Source organism: Paenibacillus sp. GYB003 (genome assembly GCF_036577625.1).
GTDB lineage: Bacteria > Bacillota > Bacilli > Paenibacillales > NBRC-103111 > Paenibacillus_AB.
In genome coordinates this window covers 1-16,861 of record NZ_JARBDC010000042.1, presented here as the reverse complement: position 1 = coordinate 16,861, position 16,861 = coordinate 1, and the positions used below count along the sequence as shown (strand labels likewise).

Below are 16,861 nucleotides of genomic sequence, written 5' to 3'. Positions count from 1 at the left end.
CCCGATCCGAAAATCTTCTCCGCTAGTCCGTACAGTGTATGCGAAGGGACCGGAAAAAAGACGAGAACTCCCGGCTCGGCCCGCGAGCGGCCCGACTTCGGAAGCGGGGTCCGCGCCCGCTTGCCCCCGTTTCGCCGCCGGTCCTTCTTCGGTTTCGTCGCGCCGCGCTTTGTTTTGCCGCCGATCGCGACGGGTCCGTTTTGGAATCGCCGGAAATGGAGTACAATGGGAATGTAGGACCGAACTCGGATCGCTAGAGGGGGCTGAACTCGATACATGAAACGAAACACTCGATACATGGCCGCCGTATCGCTCGGCGTGATGGCGGCGGGCTTTGTCGTCACGATTCCGTTCGATGCGGTGCCGTGGGTCCGCTTCATCCGCAGCGGCTTCGAAGCCGGTCTCGTCGGCGGGCTTGCCGACTGGTTCGCCGTAACGGCGCTGTTCCGGCACCCGCTCGGCATCCCGATTCCGCATACGGCCATTTTGCCGAACAACCGGGAGAAGGTGACGAAGGCGCTCGTCGCGACGGTGCAAAACGAGCTGCTCAGCAAAGAAAGCATTCGCGACAAAATGAAGCAGTTTTCCGTCGTGCCGAAGCTGCTGGACGGCATCGAGGCTCACCTGCGCACGGAAGAGGGAGCGCGGACGATCGTGCGGATCAGCGACTTCGCCGTCCGCTCGTTTCCGTGGGACAAGCTCGCCCCCGTGCTGGAGCGGGAAATCGGGCGGCGCCTCGACGAGGTCGATCTTGCCGCGGTCGCGTCCGGACTGGCGCAGTACGGCTTCGCGAACGATTGGGACGGCAAGGCGCTCGATTTCGTCCTCGACTTCGCCGAAGACTATATCAACCGCGAATCGACCGTGCGGCAAATGGGCGTCATGGCTTCCGACGCGATCGGGCGCATTCAGGCCGGAGGGCTGATGTCGTTCGCGCTGAACGCGTTCGCCGGCTTCATGAGCGAGGAACGTCTCGGCGAAACGATCCGCCAGCTGCTGCAATCGCAAATATGGGAGCTGCGCAGCGCCCGCAATCCGACCCGCGTCGCCATTTCGGAGACGCTGCGCGCCAAAATCGCAGCGATGCTCGAGAAGCCCGAGACGAAGGAAGCGCTGGACGGATGGAAGCGCGAGCTGAAGGAACGGCTGCGGCTGTCCGAAAAGCTGAACGCTTTTCTCGAGCAAACGCGCGAAAAGCTGCTCGCCTATATCCATACGGAGGCGTATCCGCGCGACGTCGCCGTCCCCGTGCTGGAGCAGGCGCTCGGACGTTTGCGGGCCGACGCCGTGCAGGTCGGGCGCATCGAAACGTTCGTTCAGGACAAACTTGCCGATTGGATCGAGCGCAATCATCACCGGATCGGCACGCTGATCGAGGAAAATATCCGGAAATACGACAATGAGACGCTTATCGCGCTTATCGAGGACAAAATCGGCTCCGACCTGCAGTGGATTCGCGTCAACGGCGCGATATGCGGCTTCGTCATCGGTCTCGTGCTGGCCGGCGTCCGCTTTCTCGTCGAATAGACGGCAAGCCCGAACCGCTCATGCGGCTCGGGCGCAAATGTACAAAGCGCACGGAACGGCCGCGAACGACCTTCCGCACGTCAGACGGGCCGCGCCGCCCGAAAAAAGGCGGATTCGCCCGCAAAGCTCGTTACGTCTCCCGCGTCGTCCGTGCGAATCGCGAAAAACCGCCGCAGCTCCGGCGAGGCGTTCGCCAGCTTGCCCGCGAGCCGGGCGGCTTCGGCCTCCGGCAGCCCCGCCCGGGTGCACCAATCGCGGAACCGAAACGTTTTCGGAAAACGCACCATCGACTCGACCCGAAATCCGGCCGATTCCAGCATCCGGACCCATTCGGACTTTTTCCACGCCCGTACGTGACTCGGGTCTCTTTGCTTCTCGACTTCGTTGTAGAACGAATCGAAATCGTCGCGCTCCGGCGCCGTATTGTCGATCAGCAGCAGCTGGCCGCCCGGCTTTACGACCCGAAACGATTCGCTGACGAAGGCGCCGACGTCGGGAAAATGGTGCGCCGCGATGCGGCAGGCGACCCGGTCGAAGACGCCGTCCGCAAAAGGCAGCCGTTCCGCGTCGCCCTGAACGAACTCGACGTTCGAATGGCCGTTTCCGCGGATGAAGCCGGCCGCCGCCTCCAAAATTTCCCCCGTCAAATCAAAGGCGACGACGCGCCGCACGAGCGGGGCGAGCGCATTCGCCACATGTCCTCCTCCCGTCGCAACGTCGAGCACCTCCATGTCGCCGCCCGCTTCCGAAGCGGAAACGAGCAAAGCCAAGTCGTCGCCCTTCGCATGCAGCGGGCTCGTCACGTAATGCTGCGCCTGTCTGGAAAATTGGCGCCGCACCTGCTCCTTGATGGAATCGTTCGAGGTCATCGACGTCTCCGTCCTTTCTCTTTTATGTTTCACTTGATGAAACTCGATTCCAATAAATGAAACCATACTCATCATACTATACATCCCGGCCGCTGTACATGTCGAAAATTTCGCGGCTGCGGATAACGGAAAAAGGCGGGCAAGACGCTTCGATGCGCTCGCCCGCCTTTCGCTATGCAGCTTTTTCCTTACGAATAGACGCGAATTTCCGGCAGCTCCGCGCGCGGGCAGCCGTTCGTCCGCTCGACGACGACGCGAATCCGGTTCGTGCGCACCGTATCGAACCGGTGCGTCCGTTTGCGTCTCCGGTTCCCCGTCTCCCGGTGCACCGTCGCCCATCCGCCGTCCGTCCACGCCTCCAGCCGGTAATCGGCGGCGAGCTCGGGGATAATGTCGAACGGCATCCGGATATAGTGCAGGTTGATCAAATATTCGTTGACATCGTCGTTCCAGACGAGCTGGATTTCCGAAACGGCAACCGGCTCGGGCCATGACAGCTCCAGCCATTCGCCGCTTCCTTCCCGCATCCGCTCGGATACCCACATGTTCGGTCCTCCGTATGGCCGGGCGAAACCGCCTGCGGCTTTCCCCGCCCCGTAGGCGGCCGTCTCGTCCGCAAGCCGGAAGCAGAACGGCTTTCGCGCCATGCGCCGCATGCTCCATTCCGCCACGGGCTGCCCCGGCTGCTCCTCCAGCTTCGGATCGACGATCGGCTTCCGCCCGCGGACGAACGGAAGCACGCCGGTCATCGGCTCGTCGGAGCGCCACAGCGAGACGGCCGCGTTCGCCTTGACGATGACGAACGCGTTGCACGGCGCGGCGGGACGCCACGGCAAATCGAACGCGATCCATTGGCGTTCGCCTCGCTTGACGGAGACGGAAGCATCGACGATTTTCGCATGCGGAACGTAATTTTCCGCTCGTCCGGTATCCCAAAGCTCGACCGCGATCGCGGTGTCCGCCTCGACGTCGACCAGCAGCTCCAGCCGGCCGATTGCCGGATCGACCGGGAACAGCAGCCCGGCGTCGCTTTCCAGCTTATGCGGCTCGGCCGGCCGCTCGACCGCGAGCGAAACGAGCTCGCTCGACGCGGACGCCGTCGCCCGCCGCGCCAAATCGCGGGGATCGCGGTTTTCGAGTCCGATCAGCGCCGCATCCCGGCGCAGCAGCGTCTGCTGCAGCTCCTCCAGATGATGGTCGTATACGTCGCGCGGCGTTATGCCTTTCTCGGCGCACAGGGCCGCCGCCGTCCCGGCCGCCTCCCCGATGACCGCGCAGGTGGCCATCACCCGCGTCGTGCCGAACGCGACGTGCGAGGCGCTGATGTTGCGGCCGGCCATCAGCATGTTCGACACGTTGACCGAATACAGCGACCGGTACGGAATATGGTATATGCCGTCCGCGTACATATGCTTCGAGCCGCTCTCCGCGGCATACATCCCTTGCGGCGGATGCAGATCGATCGACCAGCCGCCGAAGGCGATCCGGTCGGCGAACGGCTCCTGCCGCAGCACGTCGTTTTGCGTCAGCATATAGTCGCCGACGAAGCGGCGGTACTCGCGTTTGCCGGGCACCGCCCCGACCCATTCGAGCGTCAGCGTGTCGGCCTGAAATTTGCCGGAATTTTTGATGTAATCCCATATGCCGTAAATGACCGACCACAGCTCGTCGCGAATCCGTTCGTTGTCGTGGACCGTGTCGAGCTCGCCGCCCCATTCGATCCACCAGTAATAACAGCCCGAATCGCCCGAGCGGATGATGCGCCGCTCCGGAATCGTCGTTTTCGTCACGTCTTTGGCGAACGAGGGAGGGATGTATTTCACCGGATGACCCGTATCCTTCGTGTAAAAAAGAAGCGTGCTGCCCAGCGTAATGTCGTCGGCCTCCTCCGGGGCCCACGATTCTCCGAACTCGCTTCTCGCCTCGCGTCCGATGCGGTATTTCGCTCCGGCCAAAAAGCCGACGAGCCCGTCGCCCGTACAGTCGAGAAAGACGCGGCTTTCGAACCGGATTTTGCGCTCCGAGCCCATCATCCAGCCCGTCGCCGAACGGATGCGCCGGTCGTGCTCCGGTCCGTCCGCTTCGACTTCATGGACGTCGGTATTCAGAAACAGCCGGATGTTCGGCTCGGCCAATACCGTCTCCAGTACGACCAAATCCCAGTAATACGGATTGCCGTCCGGGTTGCGGTACTCGTTCTCGACGAACATTTCGCCCATGATTCCCGTTTCCCTCGCATAGCGGTGCGTTCCCGTGGCGCTCGCCCCGCTGACCCATACCCGCACTTCGCTGCTCGCGTTCCCTCCGAGCACCGGGCGGTTTTGCACGAGCGCGACCGTCCGGCCGTGCCGGGCCGCCGCCACTGCCGCGCAAACGCCCGCCAATCCGCCTCCGATGACCGCTATGTCCGTTTGGACCGTTTCGAACCGCATATTCCTCACCCTTCCCCAACAATGATCGGCTTGCACATAATTTCATCATAGGGGAACGCGTTTTATTTTGACATTCAATAAGTTATCATCTATTTATACTTTATTTCGCTGGAAGGAGAACGAATCGCCATGGACGGCATGCTGCCCGAACGCGTCGCCCCGATCCTCCATTCGGTCCGGTATTGGCGGCACAAAGAACAGTTTTTGCTCGAGACGGATACGCACGACGCCTGGATGATGTTCGCCGTCGAATCGGGCTCGTTCCGGTACGACATCGCCGGAAACAAAGGCATCGCGGGGCGCGGCGACCTCGTCTTTTGTCCGCCCTTCACGCCGTTTAAGCGAACCGTCCTGAAGCCGCTTACGTTTTTCGCGTTCAACCTTGCGTTCGCCGCGGCCGATTCGGACGAACGGGCCGAGCCCGGTCCGGCCGCGGAAACGCGTCGTCTTCATTCGCCGGGCGAATGGCCGTCCGGGAAAGTGACGATCCGGGACGTGCAGCGGCTCTTTTCCGATTTCGATTATTTGCGGGCGATTTGGGAGCTCGGGGAGCCGACGTACGTGCGCAGGAAGCAATACTTGCTGCAGGACATTTGGCGGCTGTACGGCTGGGAGACGGATGCGGCGCGTCAAACGGCGAAGGCGAAAAACGATCCGCTCATGGAGCGGGCCGAGCGGCTCATCCGGGAAGGGGCGCACGAGGCGTTCAGCATGAAGGAGCTGGCCGGGCGGCTCGGCTTAAGCCCGGTCCAACTGACGCGAAGGTTTGCCGCGGCCTACGGCAAAACGCCGCTCGCGTACTTGACCGCCCTGCGGATCAACCAGGCGCGCGCCCTGCTCGTGGAAACGGATTGGACGCTGGACGATATCGCCCGCCGTTGCGGCTACGACAACGGCTTCTACTTCAGCCGGGCGTTCGCCGCCAAAATGGGAATGCCGCCTTCGCGCTACCGCGAGGCGAACCGGCTTTAGGCCGGCTTGCGGAGCGGGCCGGGATTCATCTCGGCCGAGCGGGCAAGACGTACGGCCCTAGCGGCGGCGGGCTCTCGCGGGTTCAAATCGAAGCCTAGCGAACAAGCCGGAAACGTAACGGACGCCACGGCGCTTATTTCGCGAAAATCGGCCGTTTCCAAATCGTAACGGACACCACCTGCGCTTATTTGCTCCGAACGGCCCCCAAAAGAGGAATTTTCACCGGTTAACCGCACCGGTGTCCGTTAAAAATAAAAAGGTCGAAATTCGGCTAAATAGCGGCCGTCATGTCCGTAAGATTTTTCCCCTCTCCCCCGGTCCATGCTCGGTCCGCTTGTTTCACTCCCAACGTAGACGCAGTTGATCATGTTTGATATAAAAACGGCACTCGGGCAGCTTGGCCCAAATGCCGTCTACGGTTTTCGTTATGCTTGCTTGACGCCTTCGATATCGAGCGAAATTTTGATCTCGTCCCCGATCAGCACGCCGCCCGCTTCCAGTACGGCGTTGTACGTCAAGCCGTAGTCGCTGCGCTTGATTTTGCCTTTGGCGCTGAAGCCGGCTTTTTCGTTGCCCCAAGGATCTTTGCCGGCGCCTTCGAACGTCACTTGGAACGTTTCCGAACGGGTGACGCCGTGAATCGTCAAATCGCCGGTTACGTCGTATTCCCCGTCGCCTTTCGATGCGATGCGCGTCGATTTGAACGTTATTTTCGGATATTTCTCCGTGTCGAAAAAGTCCGCCGAACGCAAATGCGCGTCGCGGTCGCCATTGCGCGTATCGATGCTGTTCACGTCGATGGCGAATTCGACGTCCGCCGTCGTCAAATCTTCCGGATCGGCATTCACTTTCGCTTCGAACGAATGAAACGATCCTTTCACGTTTGCGATCATCATATGCTTGACCGAAAAGTCGATGCTGCTGTGCGTCGGGTCAACCGCCCAATTCGTTTTTGCCATTGTAAAATTCCTCCTTCTAATTACTTACAAATTATTATTAACTTACGTTTAGTAACGATAATCCTATTCTAACGGGTCGCCTTTCGTTTGTCAATCTTAATTTTGAGATTATTTTGTTACTTTTCGTAAGTTAGTGTATAATAGTAACTATCTTGTGTCAAGTGAAATTAAGGGGTGATTCGAATGGAACAGCCGACGTCGTGCGCCCGGTTCGAGAAAGGAATGGAGTTGCTGAGCAAACGCTGGATCGGACTGATCGTACACCGGCTTTTGCCCGGCCCCTCCCGCTTCTGCGCCATCGAATCGGCGATTCCGATCAGCGCCAGACTGCTGTCGGACCGTCTGAAATATTTGGAGAACGAAGGCATCGTCCGCCGTGAGGTGTTCCCGGATACGCCGGTTCGCGTCGAATATTCGCTGACGGAAAAAGGCCGGGCGCTCGAGCCGGTCGTACGGGCTATCGAAGCGTGGTCTTACCGCTATATCGATCCGTCATGCGAATAAAACGGCGCGGCCGAAGGCAAACTAGCAGCCGTACGGCGAGAAAATACCGAGTCAATCACGCCCTGCGACTGTACTTTGACGCGCAAACCGATACGCTTGAATATGGAGAGGGGACGGGGACCAGGCTCAGGCCGCCGGTGAAGTCGCGTTGTTGATTCGATCTTTGGGACACAACACGACTTCAAAGGCGACCCGTCAACGTTTCGCCTTCGTCCACGCTCCCTCTAAGATGCCGCAGCCGCTTTCGGCTTTCATTCGCTTCTTTCGGTTTCGGTCATACGGCTAACGAATCGCTATATCGTTATCGGGGCCGAATGCGGCGGTTTGAATTTGTAACGAACTTTAGTAACGTTATTACCCGCGAATCGGATCGTTTTCTTCCATTTTTCGGCTCGATAACGATATTCGGATTCGTTAGCCTTGAAAAACGAACGTTTTTCCGCCGATAAGCATCGTAAGGTTTGCTAGCCGTTGATCCGGATCGGCCCGGTTGCCGCGAATACCTGGTACGCTGTGACGTGCTTCCGTAGAGAAACGAAAGAAAAAGAGATCCCCTGCCTTGGACCAGGGTGCTGCGCGGTTAGGGGCATCGTCTCCGGTACGGATCGCCGCGCTTCGCTCCAGTGCATTAGCCAGAACTGACGAACGTTTCGGCGCAAACCGATTTGCACGCCGAAACGGCGGCGGAGCGGGAAACGAACGGGAATTGCTCCCGCTATTTTCGGTCGTTTCCCGTTTCCGGGCAAAACAACGGGAAAACGTCCCGCTGCATTCGTCCAAACCGCGCTTTTCGCCGATCCAACGCCATTTTATCGGGAGCTTCTCCCGGTATTTCGATCCGACGGCTGCACGAGAGCGAGTGAACTGGAGGTTTTCCGGTTTGTTCGATTCCAGCGGCCCGGCGGGAATAGGATACGTCGGACGCGGAAACGACAGGCGCCATTCGCTTCATGCTTTGGCGTTCTTTGCGGCGGTCTATTTGTACATAAGGTTCTGATCGAAGCCTTTCGATGATGCACATCCATGTTTTAGCGGCAGGCTTGTTCTGGGTAAAGAACGTCGCACTTCCTCTAACCCTTTAGCGAAGTTAAACCTTCGATAAAAAAAGCGCACGGAGCCTGCACGCTCCATGCGCTTTTCCCATATAGTCGTCCCGGCGGACCGCCGCGTTCGGGAGTCAGACGAGCCGATTCGCCAGCTCGGGTATGTCTTTTTTGTTCGCGTACTTCAAATGCTTCACTCCGAGCGACCGGTAAACGGCACGGGAATAATCGCTCCGCGTGACGGCGTGAATCGCCTCCGTCTTCCACGACTTGCATATATGGATGTATCGGCAGCACAAGTTCATGCTGTCTTCGAACAGAAACACTTTGCCGATCCGGATGTCGGGCGGCGTCCAGCTGCCGCGGTCCCTTGTGTCGACGACGAGCACGCGGCGGATGCCTAGCGATTCGAGACGGTTTTTCTCGTACATATTGTTGGCGATCGCCATATGCGGCACGCCCCGCTGACGCAGCCGCGACAAAAACAGCTCGCCCGCCCGATTCGGCGCGGATACGAGAATGTGGGCCGGCTCTCCCGCTGCCGCTCGGACTCGCTTCATCGAACCGGCTCCCGGGAGGCGATATAGTCGGGCCGCGGCGGCTGACCGGAAAAAGGCTCGACCAGCCGGTTATGCACGCTGTTGTAGACGAGAAACACGTTGCTGCGCGGATAGGGCGATAGGTTGGAGCTCGAGCCGTGCATCAAATTGCAGTCGAACAGCAGCAGCGAGCCGGCTTTGCCGACGGGCGTCTCGATGCCGCCTTCCGCGGCGAGCTTCGTCAAGCTGTCGTCGTCCGGAACGCCGTACTGCTGCTTGCGGAGCGACTCTTTGTAATGATGCTGCGGCGTTTCGCCGACGCACGAGACGAAGCGGCGGTGCGAGCCGGGAATGACCATGAGCGGACCGTTGAACGCGTAGTTGTCCTCCAGCGCGATCGAGCAGCTGAGCGCCCTCATCCGCGGCATGCCGTCTTCGACGTGCCACGTTTCGAAATCGGAATGCCAGTAAAATTCTTTCCCCGTAAAGCCGGGCTTGAAATTGATGCGCGACTGGTGAACGTAAACGTCGCTGCCGAGAATTTGCTTCACGACCGCCGTCAGCCGCTCGTGGCCGGCGAGCCGCCGAAACACGGCATTGTCCCGATGAACGGCGAAGACGGAACGGACCGCATCGCCGTCGGGCTCTCGAATGATTTCCGGACGGTCGTCGCCTTCCGCTTCGCGCCATATTCGTTTCAGCTCGTCCTGAAGCGTCCCCACTTCCTGTTCGGTAAAAAAGCGGTCGAGGAACAAGTAGCCGTTGCGCTCGTATTCGGCCAGCTGCTCGGCGCCGATGACGGACTGGCGGATCGTTTTGTCGTAGACGACGGGATCGCCGCGCTCCAGCAGCCTCGGCTCGGGCTCCGTCCGGGACGGGTAGGCGTCCGGCCCGCCTCCGAGCGAGTAGGCGCCGTCGGCGTCGTGCACCTCCTTGCCGGTGCAGGGCGGGTTGAACACGCAGACGACGCGAAGCGCCGACTTGCTGCGCAGCTTGTGCTTTTCGTGTCCGTCCAGCACGTACAGCGTGCCCGGCGTAACCGGGTACGTTTTGTTTTCGTCCACGACCTCGAGCTCGCCTTCCCCTTCGATGCAGTATACCGCCTCGACGTGATGCTTGTACCACATTTCCGTCTCCGTGCCGGGCTTCATCGTCGTATCGTGCAGCGAAAATCCGACCCCGTCCCGGCGCAGCAGCAGCCGTCTGCTGAACCAGGTTGCCGTGTCGACATCGTGCTCTCCTCCGATCACCTGCTCCAAATGTCTGACGATCATGCGCGTTCTCCTCCGTTTCCCGCCGTTTTCGGCAATTGAGTCGTCCGGCTTGCGCCGGCCGCTTCGTCCACGCTTTGCTCGAGCAGCTTGAGCCCGCGCAGCAGCGAGGCGTCGTCGATCGTAAGCGGCGGCATCACCTTCGCCACCTCGCCGTCCGTCCCGGACGTCTCCATAATGAGTCCCCGCCGGAACGCCGCCTTGCAAACCGCTTCGGCCATTCCCTCTGCCGGAAAGGCGATGCCCTGCATGAGCCCGCGTCCGCGCCGCTCCGCCCGCAGCTGCGGATGCTTCGCGACGATGCTGTCCAGCTCGCCCGCGAGCATGCCCGCTTTCGCCCGGATCCGGCGCTCGAACTCGCCGGTTTCCCAGTACCCGAGCGCTTCCTCCGCGCAGACGAAGGCGAGATTGTTGCCGCGGAACGTGCCGTTATGCTCGCCCGGCCGCCACAAATCGAGCTCCGGCTTCATCAGCACGAGCGACATCGGCAGCCCGTAGCCGCCGATCGATTTCGACAGGCATACGATATCCGGCTCGATGCCGAACGGCTCGAAGCTGAAAAACGGTCCCGTCCGGCCGCAGCCCATCTGGACGTCGTCGACGATAAGCAGCATGCCGTGCTCGCGGCAGAGCGCCTCGAGCTTTCTCAGCCACATGCCGCCGGCCGCGTTCAAGCCGCCTTCCCCTTGCAGCGTTTCCACGATGACCGCCGCCGGCTTGGCGACGCCGGAGCCGCTGTCGCGGAGCATGCTGTCCAAATAGTCGGTCGTGTCGACATGCTTGCCGCAAAATCCGTCGTACGGCATCATGACCGCGAACTGCAGCGGAACGCCGGCGCCCTGCCGCTTGAACTTGTTGCCCGTTACGGCGAGCGCTCCGAGCGTCATGCCGTGGAACGCGTTCGTGAAGCCGACGACGTCCGTGCGCCCGGTCGCTTTGCGGGCCAGCTTCAGCGCCGCTTCGACCGCGTTCGCGCCGGTCGGTCCGGGAAACATCGCCTTGTAAGCAAGCCCGCGCGGCCGTAAAATCACATCGCGAAACCGGCGCAAAAACGTCTCCTTCGCCTCGGTCGCCATGTCGAGACTGTGGCTGATCCCGTTGCTTTGCACATAGCGGATCAGCTTCTCCTTCAGGCGGGCGTTGTTGTGCCCGTAATTGAGCGCGCCCGCCCCGGCGAAAAAGTCGATGTAGGCGTTGCCTTCGCGGTCCCACAACGTCCAGTCGCGCGCTTTTCGGAATACCGCCGGAAACGACCGGCAATAGCTTCTCACTTCGGACTCCAGTTCCTCGAACACGGTTAACTCGTTGCCCGATTGCAGCAATCCTCGGTTCGTCATTTGCAGGTCCCCTCCTCAGAACTTTTGCGCAAGCAAAAGTTGGCTTCATAAGCATGGACCGAACTTTTGCGCGAGCAAAAGCCGGCTTCGCAAACATGGCTGAGCTTTTGCGCAACGTCAAAACGCTATCGATCGGCCAGCCGGATGCGAATCAGCGGCTCGGCTTCGTGGCCCGGCTCCGGAAACGACTCGGCCGGAAACCCGCCGCCTTCGACCGTTTCGCACGGCGCGCCTCTTTCCCGGGCGAGCGCCTCGAACAGCCGTCTCGACGCCGCATTGCTCCCCGACACGGTCGCTTCGAGGCGGAGCGCGCCGCGGCCGGCCGGCAGCTCGAGCAGCCGGCGCAGCAGCGCGGAGCCGATTCCTCCGCCGCGCGCATCGGGTGCGACGGCGATCTGCCAGACGAACAGCGTGCCGGCTTCGGAAGGCGGCTCGAAAGCCGTGACGAAGCCGAGCAGCCGGCCGTCCCGCTCCGCGACGAGGCACGTATCGGCGAAGCAGCGAAACAGCAGCATGTAGCAGTACGCCGAATTCGCGTCGAGCCGGCCGTCGTCCCGGACAAGCCGCCATACGGCGCCCGCGTCCGAAACCTCGGGCCGCCGATATACGATCGATGCGCCGGTTTGCGTCGGATTCAAACGCATGCAGCTCCTCTCTTCCCTCACCGCCCGCGGAAACGGGCCAAAAACGATTGCAGCCGCTCGCTGCGCGGACGCTCGAACAGCTCCTCGGGCGGCCCCTCCTCGACGATCAGGCCGCCGTCCGTAAACAGGACGCGGTCCGCCACGTCGCGGGCGAAGTCCATCTCGTGGGTAATGAGCAGCATCGCCATCGAGCTTTCCTCCGCCAGCTCCTTGATCACCTTCAGCACTTCCCCGACGAGCTCCGGATCGAGCGCCGACGTCACTTCGTCGAACAGCATCACCTTCGGCTTCATGATAAGCGCCCGCGCGATGGCGACGCGCTGCTTCTGCCCGCCGGACAGCTCGCCCGGATAAGCGAGCGCCTTCTCCTTCAAGCCGACTTTGTCGAGCAGCATCAGCGCCTCCGACTCGGCCTGCTTCTTCGGCATTTTCAGCACGTGAACGGGCGCTTCGGTCACGTTGCGGATGATGGACATATGCGGAAACAGGTGAAAATGTTGAAACACCATGCCGATCGACTGCCGCACGCGATGCAGATGCTTTTCGTCGGCGCGCACCGTGCGGCCCTTCCGCACGCGATGCCAAAGCTGCTCGCCCTCGACCTCGACGGTGCCGCCGGTCGGGCGCTCCAGCGTCATCAAAATGCGCGCGATCGTCGTCTTGCCGGAGCCGCTCGGACCGATGACGGCGACTTTCTCGCCGGGGTACAAATCGAGGTCGATGCCTTTCAGCACCTCCGTGTCCCCGAACGTTTTGCGCACGCCGCGGAACCGGACGACCGGCTCCCCGACCCGCCGGCGCTCCGGAGCGGTCTCGGCGGCGGCGTTTTCCGTATCGATCATGCCGATCGCCTCCTTCGGTTGTCGATCATGTACGATCCTTCCTTTATCGTTTTGGACTCGGACTCGAATGCCCGCGCAGCCGCCTCTAGCCGCAAACCGGGCAAAACCGGGCAAAACCGCGCGGACGTCGAAGCCCGCTTGCGCCCGTCACTTGCGCGGAAGCCCGAGCTCCAGCCGCTTCACCAGCAGCGCCGACCCGTAGCTGACCGCGAAAAAGAGCAGGCCGACGAGCGTGAACGCTTCAATATAGCGGAACGAGGCCGAGCCGAGCGATTTCGCCGTTTGCAGCATTTCCACGACCGTGATCGCGGATAAAATCGGCGTTTCCTTGAACATGACGATCAAATAGTTGCCCATGACCGGAAAAACGGGCGGAATCGCCTGCGGCAGGATGATGCGGAACCACGTTTGACGCGGCGTGAAATTGAGCGATTTGGCCGCCTCCCATTGTCCGGCCGGCACCGCTTCGATGCCCGAGCGGTACACCTCCGCCATATAGGCGGCGTAATGAATGCCGAGTCCGAGCGTTCCGGCCGCGAACGGCGACAACGATATTCCGTACTGCGGCAGCGCGTAAAACAAGAGAAGCAGCTGAATGAGCAGCGGCGTCGAACGGATCAGCTCCAGCGCGAACGCGACCGTTCGCGACACCGCCTTCCGCTTCGACCGTTTGCCCGCCTCGAGCGGCAGCCCGAGTACGGCCGCGAGCGCGAACCCGCACAGGGCGGCGGAGATCGTCACCGGCAAAACGGCAAGCAGCTGCGGCAAAATATCCCGCGCGTACTCCCAGCTCCAGTTCACGTCCCCGACCTCCTAAACGCGGACCGCCGTTCCGGAAGCCGGATCAGCAGCGCGAGCAGTTGGGCGATGACGAAGTAGACGACGAGGATGAGGCCGAAAATGAGCGCCGTCCGCGACATGTCGTACGATCGCAGCAGCATCCCTTGGTACGACAGCTCTCCGAGCGTAATGAGGGACACGAGCGACGTTCCTTTCAGCAGCTCGATCTGCAGGTTGCCGAAGGACGGCAGCGCCATCGCGAGCGCCTGAGGACCGACGATGCGCCGAAGCCGCTGGCCGCGCGTCATGTTCAGCGCGATCGCCGCCTCCGTCTGCCCTTTCGGGACGGCGTTCACGGAGCTGCGCACGACTTCCGAGCCGTAAGCGCCGTAGTTGAGCCCCAGGGCGAGCACCGCCGCGACCATCGCCGGCATGCGGATGTCGAGCAGCAGCGGAAAGGCGAAGTAGAGCCAGAACAGCTGCACGAGCAGCGACGTACCGCGGAACGTCTCGACGTAGACGGCCGTCAGCCAGCGGACGGCGCGAAACCGCGACAGCCGGGCGAGTCCGGCGGCGACGGCAAGCAGCAGCGCCAATACGGTCGCCATCGCCGTCACCTCCAGCGTCACGACGGCCCCCTTCCAGAGCGCCGGGAGCAGCTCCGCTGCCGCCGTCATCGGCCCCTCCTCCTTCCGGCGCGGGAGCGGGGACCGACGCCGCCGGGCGCGCGACGCTCCGCGCGCGGCCGGGAGGACGGCATTCGGCCGGTCATGGCTTCGCCAGCTCCTCGGCGGTCATGTCGCCCGGCAGCTCCGCCTCCGTAAATCCGAACGGCTGCAGCAGCTTCAGCAGCTCGCCGGACGCCTGCAGCTTTTCGAGCTCCGCGTTGTACGCCTTGACGAATTCGTCGTCTTCTTTGCGGAACGCGGCGGCGCCGTACCCCCGCACGCTTTTGCCGTCGATCGTCGGCTGCTCGAACGGCTGGACCCGCTCGATTTTGCCGTCTTTGGCCGAGTCCAGCATCGCCTGCAAGGACGGGCCGGTCATCGTCACCGCCTGGACGCGGTCCGATTGCAGGGCGGATATCGCTGAAGGCTGATCGGGCACGGTGACGATTTGCGACTCGGCCACGCCCGATTTGACCAAATATTGTTCTTCGATGGCGCCGACCATGACGGCGATCTTGACGTCTTTGTTTTTCGCTATGTCCGCATAGCTGTGAAGGTTTGCGGGATTGCCTTTCTTGACGGCGACCGCCTGGCCGATGCTGTACTCGGGATTGGCGAACAATACTTCCTTGCTCCGTTCCGGCGTGACGAACATGCCCGCCGTAATGATGTCGAACCGTTTCGCCTTCAAGCCGGGAATGAGCGACCCGAATTCCGTCAGCACGCCGTTCATCTCTTTGATGCCGAGCCTGTTCAGCACGACCCTCGCCACCTCGACCGCTTCCCCGGTCAGCTTGCCGTCCGGCGTCGCGTAGGCGTAAGGCTTTTCGTTGGCGAACCCGACCGTGATAAATCCTTGCTTCCTCGCTTTTTCTAACGTCGAAACGTCGGATGACGCCTCGCCGCCCCCGGCCGCCGGGCTGCCGGCGCCCGCAGGTGCGGAATCGCCGCCGGAGCAGCCGGCAACGAGAACGGTGCCGAACAGCAGCGCCAGCAGCAGACCTGACCCTTTTCCCATATGCGAACTCCTTTCGTTTCAAGCGGACTTTCGAAAGCTTCCGGATCGTCCGCCGCTTGCCGAATTCGGGGCCCCATACAAGGGTATCATGATCGTCCGGGCGAACTCACCCCCGGTCTCGCCCGCTGATCCGGGCTGAGCCCCGCTATCCGTCCGTAACGGGAGATTACGGGAACGATATGGTAAAATCCCCCCGCATCCCCCCAAATCCTCCCATATGCTTCCGGGGAGGGGAGAGGAGACGAGTTCCAAAAAAGAAAGCGCGTCCTGCGAAGAAACGTTCGCAATACGCGCATTTCGATGAAGGGACGAGCGGCAAAATGCCGGTCGGACATTGTTTCGACAGGTGCGGTTATCGCCGCCTCGCCGTATGCCCGCGTATCCTTTTTGCGCGGCCGTCCGCCGCATGGCCTCGAAAAAGCGGTCGATCGCTTCCGGGAAAGCGGGGTCGCCGAACACCCAATTGATGATGGCATCGCCGGGGAATACGACCGAATTCGTTACGCGCCCATCGTTTGGAAACGTCAGTTGGGCAACGGCGGGGACCGCTTTTCCTTCCAAACCGACGAAAATGTCGTGCGTATGCTCGAATCTTTCGTACCACATATCGATATACACGTTCGGCTCGCGGATGATCGAACGGATTTCGCGATCCGATGGGGCATGGAAAGGCGGGATCATACGGATATGGCGGCGAATCAGATCGAACGTTTCGTTTTCCGGCGAACGGTGCAAAGGAACGATTTCCATTCGGACACACCCTTCGTGGAATCAGCTTGTTCCTTCCATTTTATCCGATTCGAGGCGATTTTGCAGAACAGAATCCGAAGGAATCCGCCGCGGCTTTCCCGAATACTACATAAAAAAACGAATGGAGGCCCGCAGCCTATGTATCTCGTAACGTCGGAAGAAATGCGCGCGATCGACCGGGACGCCATCGAACGGATCGGCATTCCCGCGATCGCGCTCATGGAAAACGCCGGACGCGCGGTCGCCGAGGAAGCGATCCGGATGGCGGAAAGCGCCCCGGCCGGCGCCATGAAGCGATGGCTCGTCCTGGCCGGCAAAGGCAACAACGGCGGGGACGGCGTCGTCGCCGCCCGGCATTTGGCCGAAGCGGGCTACGACGTCGCCATCGTCTACGCCGTCGATCCGGCCGGCTTCGCCGGCGAGGCGGCCGTACAGCGCGACATCGCGGCGCTGCTCGGGCTGCCGGCGGCCGTTTACGGCGGCGCTGCCGGGGGCGGCGCGGGCGCGAAAGCGGAGGCCGGGAGCGAAGCGATCGACTGGCGCCGCTTCGACGGCGTCATCGACGCGCTGCTCGGCACCGGCAGCCGCGGCGCGCCGCAAGGCCCGTACGCCGCGCTCATCCGCGAAGCGAACGAAAGCGGCCTGCCGATCGTCGCCGTCGACGTCCCGAGCGGGCTCGACGCCGACACCGGCGAGACGCGCGACC

General features: G+C 61.7%; 15 protein-coding genes and 1 pseudogene. 4 read left to right on the top strand and 12 right to left on the bottom strand.

Annotated elements, in window-relative coordinates:
- Window positions 1-276: 276 nt before the first annotated feature.
- Window positions 277-1,527, top strand: a complete 1,251-nt coding sequence (locus tag PV407_RS14540; RefSeq protein ID WP_332090646.1) for a DUF445 domain-containing protein — start codon at window positions 277-279, stop codon at window positions 1,525-1,527.
- A gap of 80 nt (window positions 1,528-1,607) precedes the next feature.
- Here PV407_RS14540 and PV407_RS14535 read toward each other — a convergent pair whose 3' ends face one another.
- Window positions 1,608-2,396, bottom strand: a complete 789-nt coding sequence (locus tag PV407_RS14535) for a class I SAM-dependent methyltransferase (protein WP_332090645.1) — start codon at window positions 2,394-2,396, stop codon at window positions 1,608-1,610.
- 188 nt (window positions 2,397-2,584) lie between these two features.
- Window positions 2,585-4,828 carry an FAD-dependent oxidoreductase gene (locus tag PV407_RS14530; RefSeq protein ID WP_332090644.1) on the bottom strand — a complete coding sequence of 748 codons (2,244 nt, stop codon included), beginning with the start codon at window positions 4,826-4,828 and terminating at the stop codon, window positions 2,585-2,587.
- 129 nt (window positions 4,829-4,957) lie between these two features.
- Between PV407_RS14530 and PV407_RS14525 the strand changes: the two genes are divergently transcribed.
- Window positions 4,958-5,800: an AraC family transcriptional regulator gene (locus PV407_RS14525; RefSeq protein ID WP_332090643.1), complete on the top strand. Its 843-nt coding sequence runs from the start codon at window positions 4,958-4,960 to the stop codon at window positions 5,798-5,800.
- Between the two features lie 425 nt (window positions 5,801-6,225).
- Here PV407_RS14525 and PV407_RS14520 read toward each other — a convergent pair whose 3' ends face one another.
- The gene (locus PV407_RS14520) at window positions 6,226-6,759 is read right to left on the bottom strand and encodes a YceI family protein (protein ID WP_332090642.1); all 534 of its coding nucleotides are present in this window, start codon (window positions 6,757-6,759) and stop codon (window positions 6,226-6,228) included.
- A gap of 183 nt (window positions 6,760-6,942) precedes the next feature.
- On the opposite strand from PV407_RS14520, the gene PV407_RS14515 reads away from it, so the two are divergent.
- Window positions 6,943-7,263, top strand: a complete 321-nt coding sequence (locus PV407_RS14515) for a winged helix-turn-helix transcriptional regulator (RefSeq protein WP_332090641.1) — start codon at window positions 6,943-6,945, stop codon at window positions 7,261-7,263.
- A gap of 1,177 nt (window positions 7,264-8,440) precedes the next feature.
- Here PV407_RS14515 and PV407_RS14510 read toward each other — a convergent pair.
- The 9 genes and pseudogenes from PV407_RS14510 to ehuB form a co-directional block, all read right to left on the bottom strand.
- Complete coding sequence (locus tag PV407_RS14510) at window positions 8,441-8,866, bottom strand: hypothetical protein (RefSeq protein WP_332090640.1); 426 nt, start codon at window positions 8,864-8,866, stop codon at window positions 8,441-8,443.
- A complete protein-coding gene (gene thpD / locus PV407_RS14505) occupies window positions 8,863-9,696 on the bottom strand; it encodes an ectoine hydroxylase (RefSeq protein WP_332090743.1) in 834 nt (277 codons plus the stop codon). The genes PV407_RS14510 and thpD overlap by 4 nt, the downstream gene beginning before the upstream one ends.
- Window positions 9,697-9,744: 48 nt before the next feature.
- Window positions 9,745-10,119 (bottom strand): annotated as a pseudogene (locus PV407_RS14500) (ectoine synthase); the annotation flags it as partial.
- A complete protein-coding gene (gene ectB / locus PV407_RS14495; protein WP_332090639.1) occupies window positions 10,116-11,453 on the bottom strand; it encodes a diaminobutyrate--2-oxoglutarate transaminase in 1,338 nt (445 codons plus the stop codon). The gene ectB and the pseudogene PV407_RS14500, both read right to left, overlap by 4 nt.
- A gap of 125 nt (window positions 11,454-11,578) precedes the next feature.
- Window positions 11,579-12,097, bottom strand: coding sequence for a diaminobutyrate acetyltransferase (gene ectA / locus PV407_RS14490; protein ID WP_442951662.1), 519 nt, complete (start codon window positions 12,095-12,097; stop codon window positions 11,579-11,581).
- Window positions 12,098-12,114: 17 nt separating this feature from the next.
- Window positions 12,115-12,939 (bottom strand): ectoine/hydroxyectoine ABC transporter ATP-binding protein EhuA, encoded by an 825-nt coding sequence (gene ehuA, locus PV407_RS14485; RefSeq protein ID WP_332090637.1) that lies wholly within the window; start codon window positions 12,937-12,939, stop codon window positions 12,115-12,117.
- 147 nt (window positions 12,940-13,086) lie between these two features.
- The gene (gene ehuD, locus PV407_RS14480) at window positions 13,087-13,740 is read right to left on the bottom strand and encodes an ectoine/hydroxyectoine ABC transporter permease subunit EhuD (RefSeq protein WP_332090636.1); all 654 of its coding nucleotides are present in this window, start codon (window positions 13,738-13,740) and stop codon (window positions 13,087-13,089) included.
- Window positions 13,737-14,396 carry an ectoine/hydroxyectoine ABC transporter permease subunit EhuC gene (gene ehuC, locus PV407_RS14475; protein WP_332090635.1) on the bottom strand — a complete coding sequence of 220 codons (660 nt, stop codon included), beginning with the start codon at window positions 14,394-14,396 and terminating at the stop codon, window positions 13,737-13,739. The genes ehuD and ehuC overlap by 4 nt, the downstream gene beginning before the upstream one ends.
- 91 nt (window positions 14,397-14,487) lie before the next feature.
- Complete coding sequence (gene ehuB, locus PV407_RS14470) at window positions 14,488-15,405, bottom strand: ectoine/hydroxyectoine ABC transporter substrate-binding protein EhuB (protein ID WP_332090634.1); 918 nt, start codon at window positions 15,403-15,405, stop codon at window positions 14,488-14,490.
- A gap of 888 nt (window positions 15,406-16,293) precedes the next feature.
- Between ehuB and PV407_RS14465 the strand changes: the two genes are divergently transcribed.
- Window positions 16,294-16,861, top strand: a 568-nt coding sequence (locus PV407_RS14465; RefSeq protein WP_332090633.1) for an NAD(P)H-hydrate epimerase, incomplete at its 3' end; no start/stop codon positions are given.

Excerpts from the sequence above, each read along its gene's own strand:
- ectB (WP_332090639.1), bottom strand. The coding sequence starts at position 11,453 with ATGACGAACCGAGGATTGCTGCAATCGGGCAACGAGTTAACCGTGTTC.
- PV407_RS14515 (WP_332090641.1), top strand. The coding sequence starts at position 6,943 with ATGGAACAGCCGACGTCGTGCGCCCGGTTCGAGAAAGGAATGGAGTTG.
- PV407_RS14535 (WP_332090645.1), bottom strand. The coding sequence starts at position 2,396 with ATGACCTCGAACGATTCCATCAAGGAGCAGGTGCGGCGCCAATTTTCC.
- PV407_RS14520 (WP_332090642.1), bottom strand. The coding sequence starts at position 6,759 with ATGGCAAAAACGAATTGGGCGGTTGACCCGACGCACAGCAGCATCGAC.
- PV407_RS14540 (WP_332090646.1), top strand. The coding sequence starts at position 277 with ATGAAACGAAACACTCGATACATGGCCGCCGTATCGCTCGGCGTGATG.
- ehuB (WP_332090634.1), bottom strand. The coding sequence starts at position 15,405 with ATGGGAAAAGGGTCAGGTCTGCTGCTGGCGCTGCTGTTCGGCACCGTT.
- PV407_RS14530 (WP_332090644.1), bottom strand. The coding sequence starts at position 4,828 with ATGCGGTTCGAAACGGTCCAAACGGACATAGCGGTCATCGGAGGCGGA.
- ehuA (WP_332090637.1), bottom strand. The coding sequence starts at position 12,939 with ATGATCGATACGGAAAACGCCGCCGCCGAGACCGCTCCGGAGCGCCGG.
- PV407_RS14525 (WP_332090643.1), top strand. The coding sequence starts at position 4,958 with ATGGACGGCATGCTGCCCGAACGCGTCGCCCCGATCCTCCATTCGGTC.
- ectA (WP_442951662.1), bottom strand. The coding sequence starts at position 12,097 with ATGCGTTTGAATCCGACGCAAACCGGCGCATCGATCGTATATCGGCGG.
- ehuC (WP_332090635.1), bottom strand. The coding sequence starts at position 14,396 with ATGACGGCGGCAGCGGAGCTGCTCCCGGCGCTCTGGAAGGGGGCCGTC.
- PV407_RS14510 (WP_332090640.1), bottom strand. The coding sequence starts at position 8,866 with ATGAAGCGAGTCCGAGCGGCAGCGGGAGAGCCGGCCCACATTCTCGTA.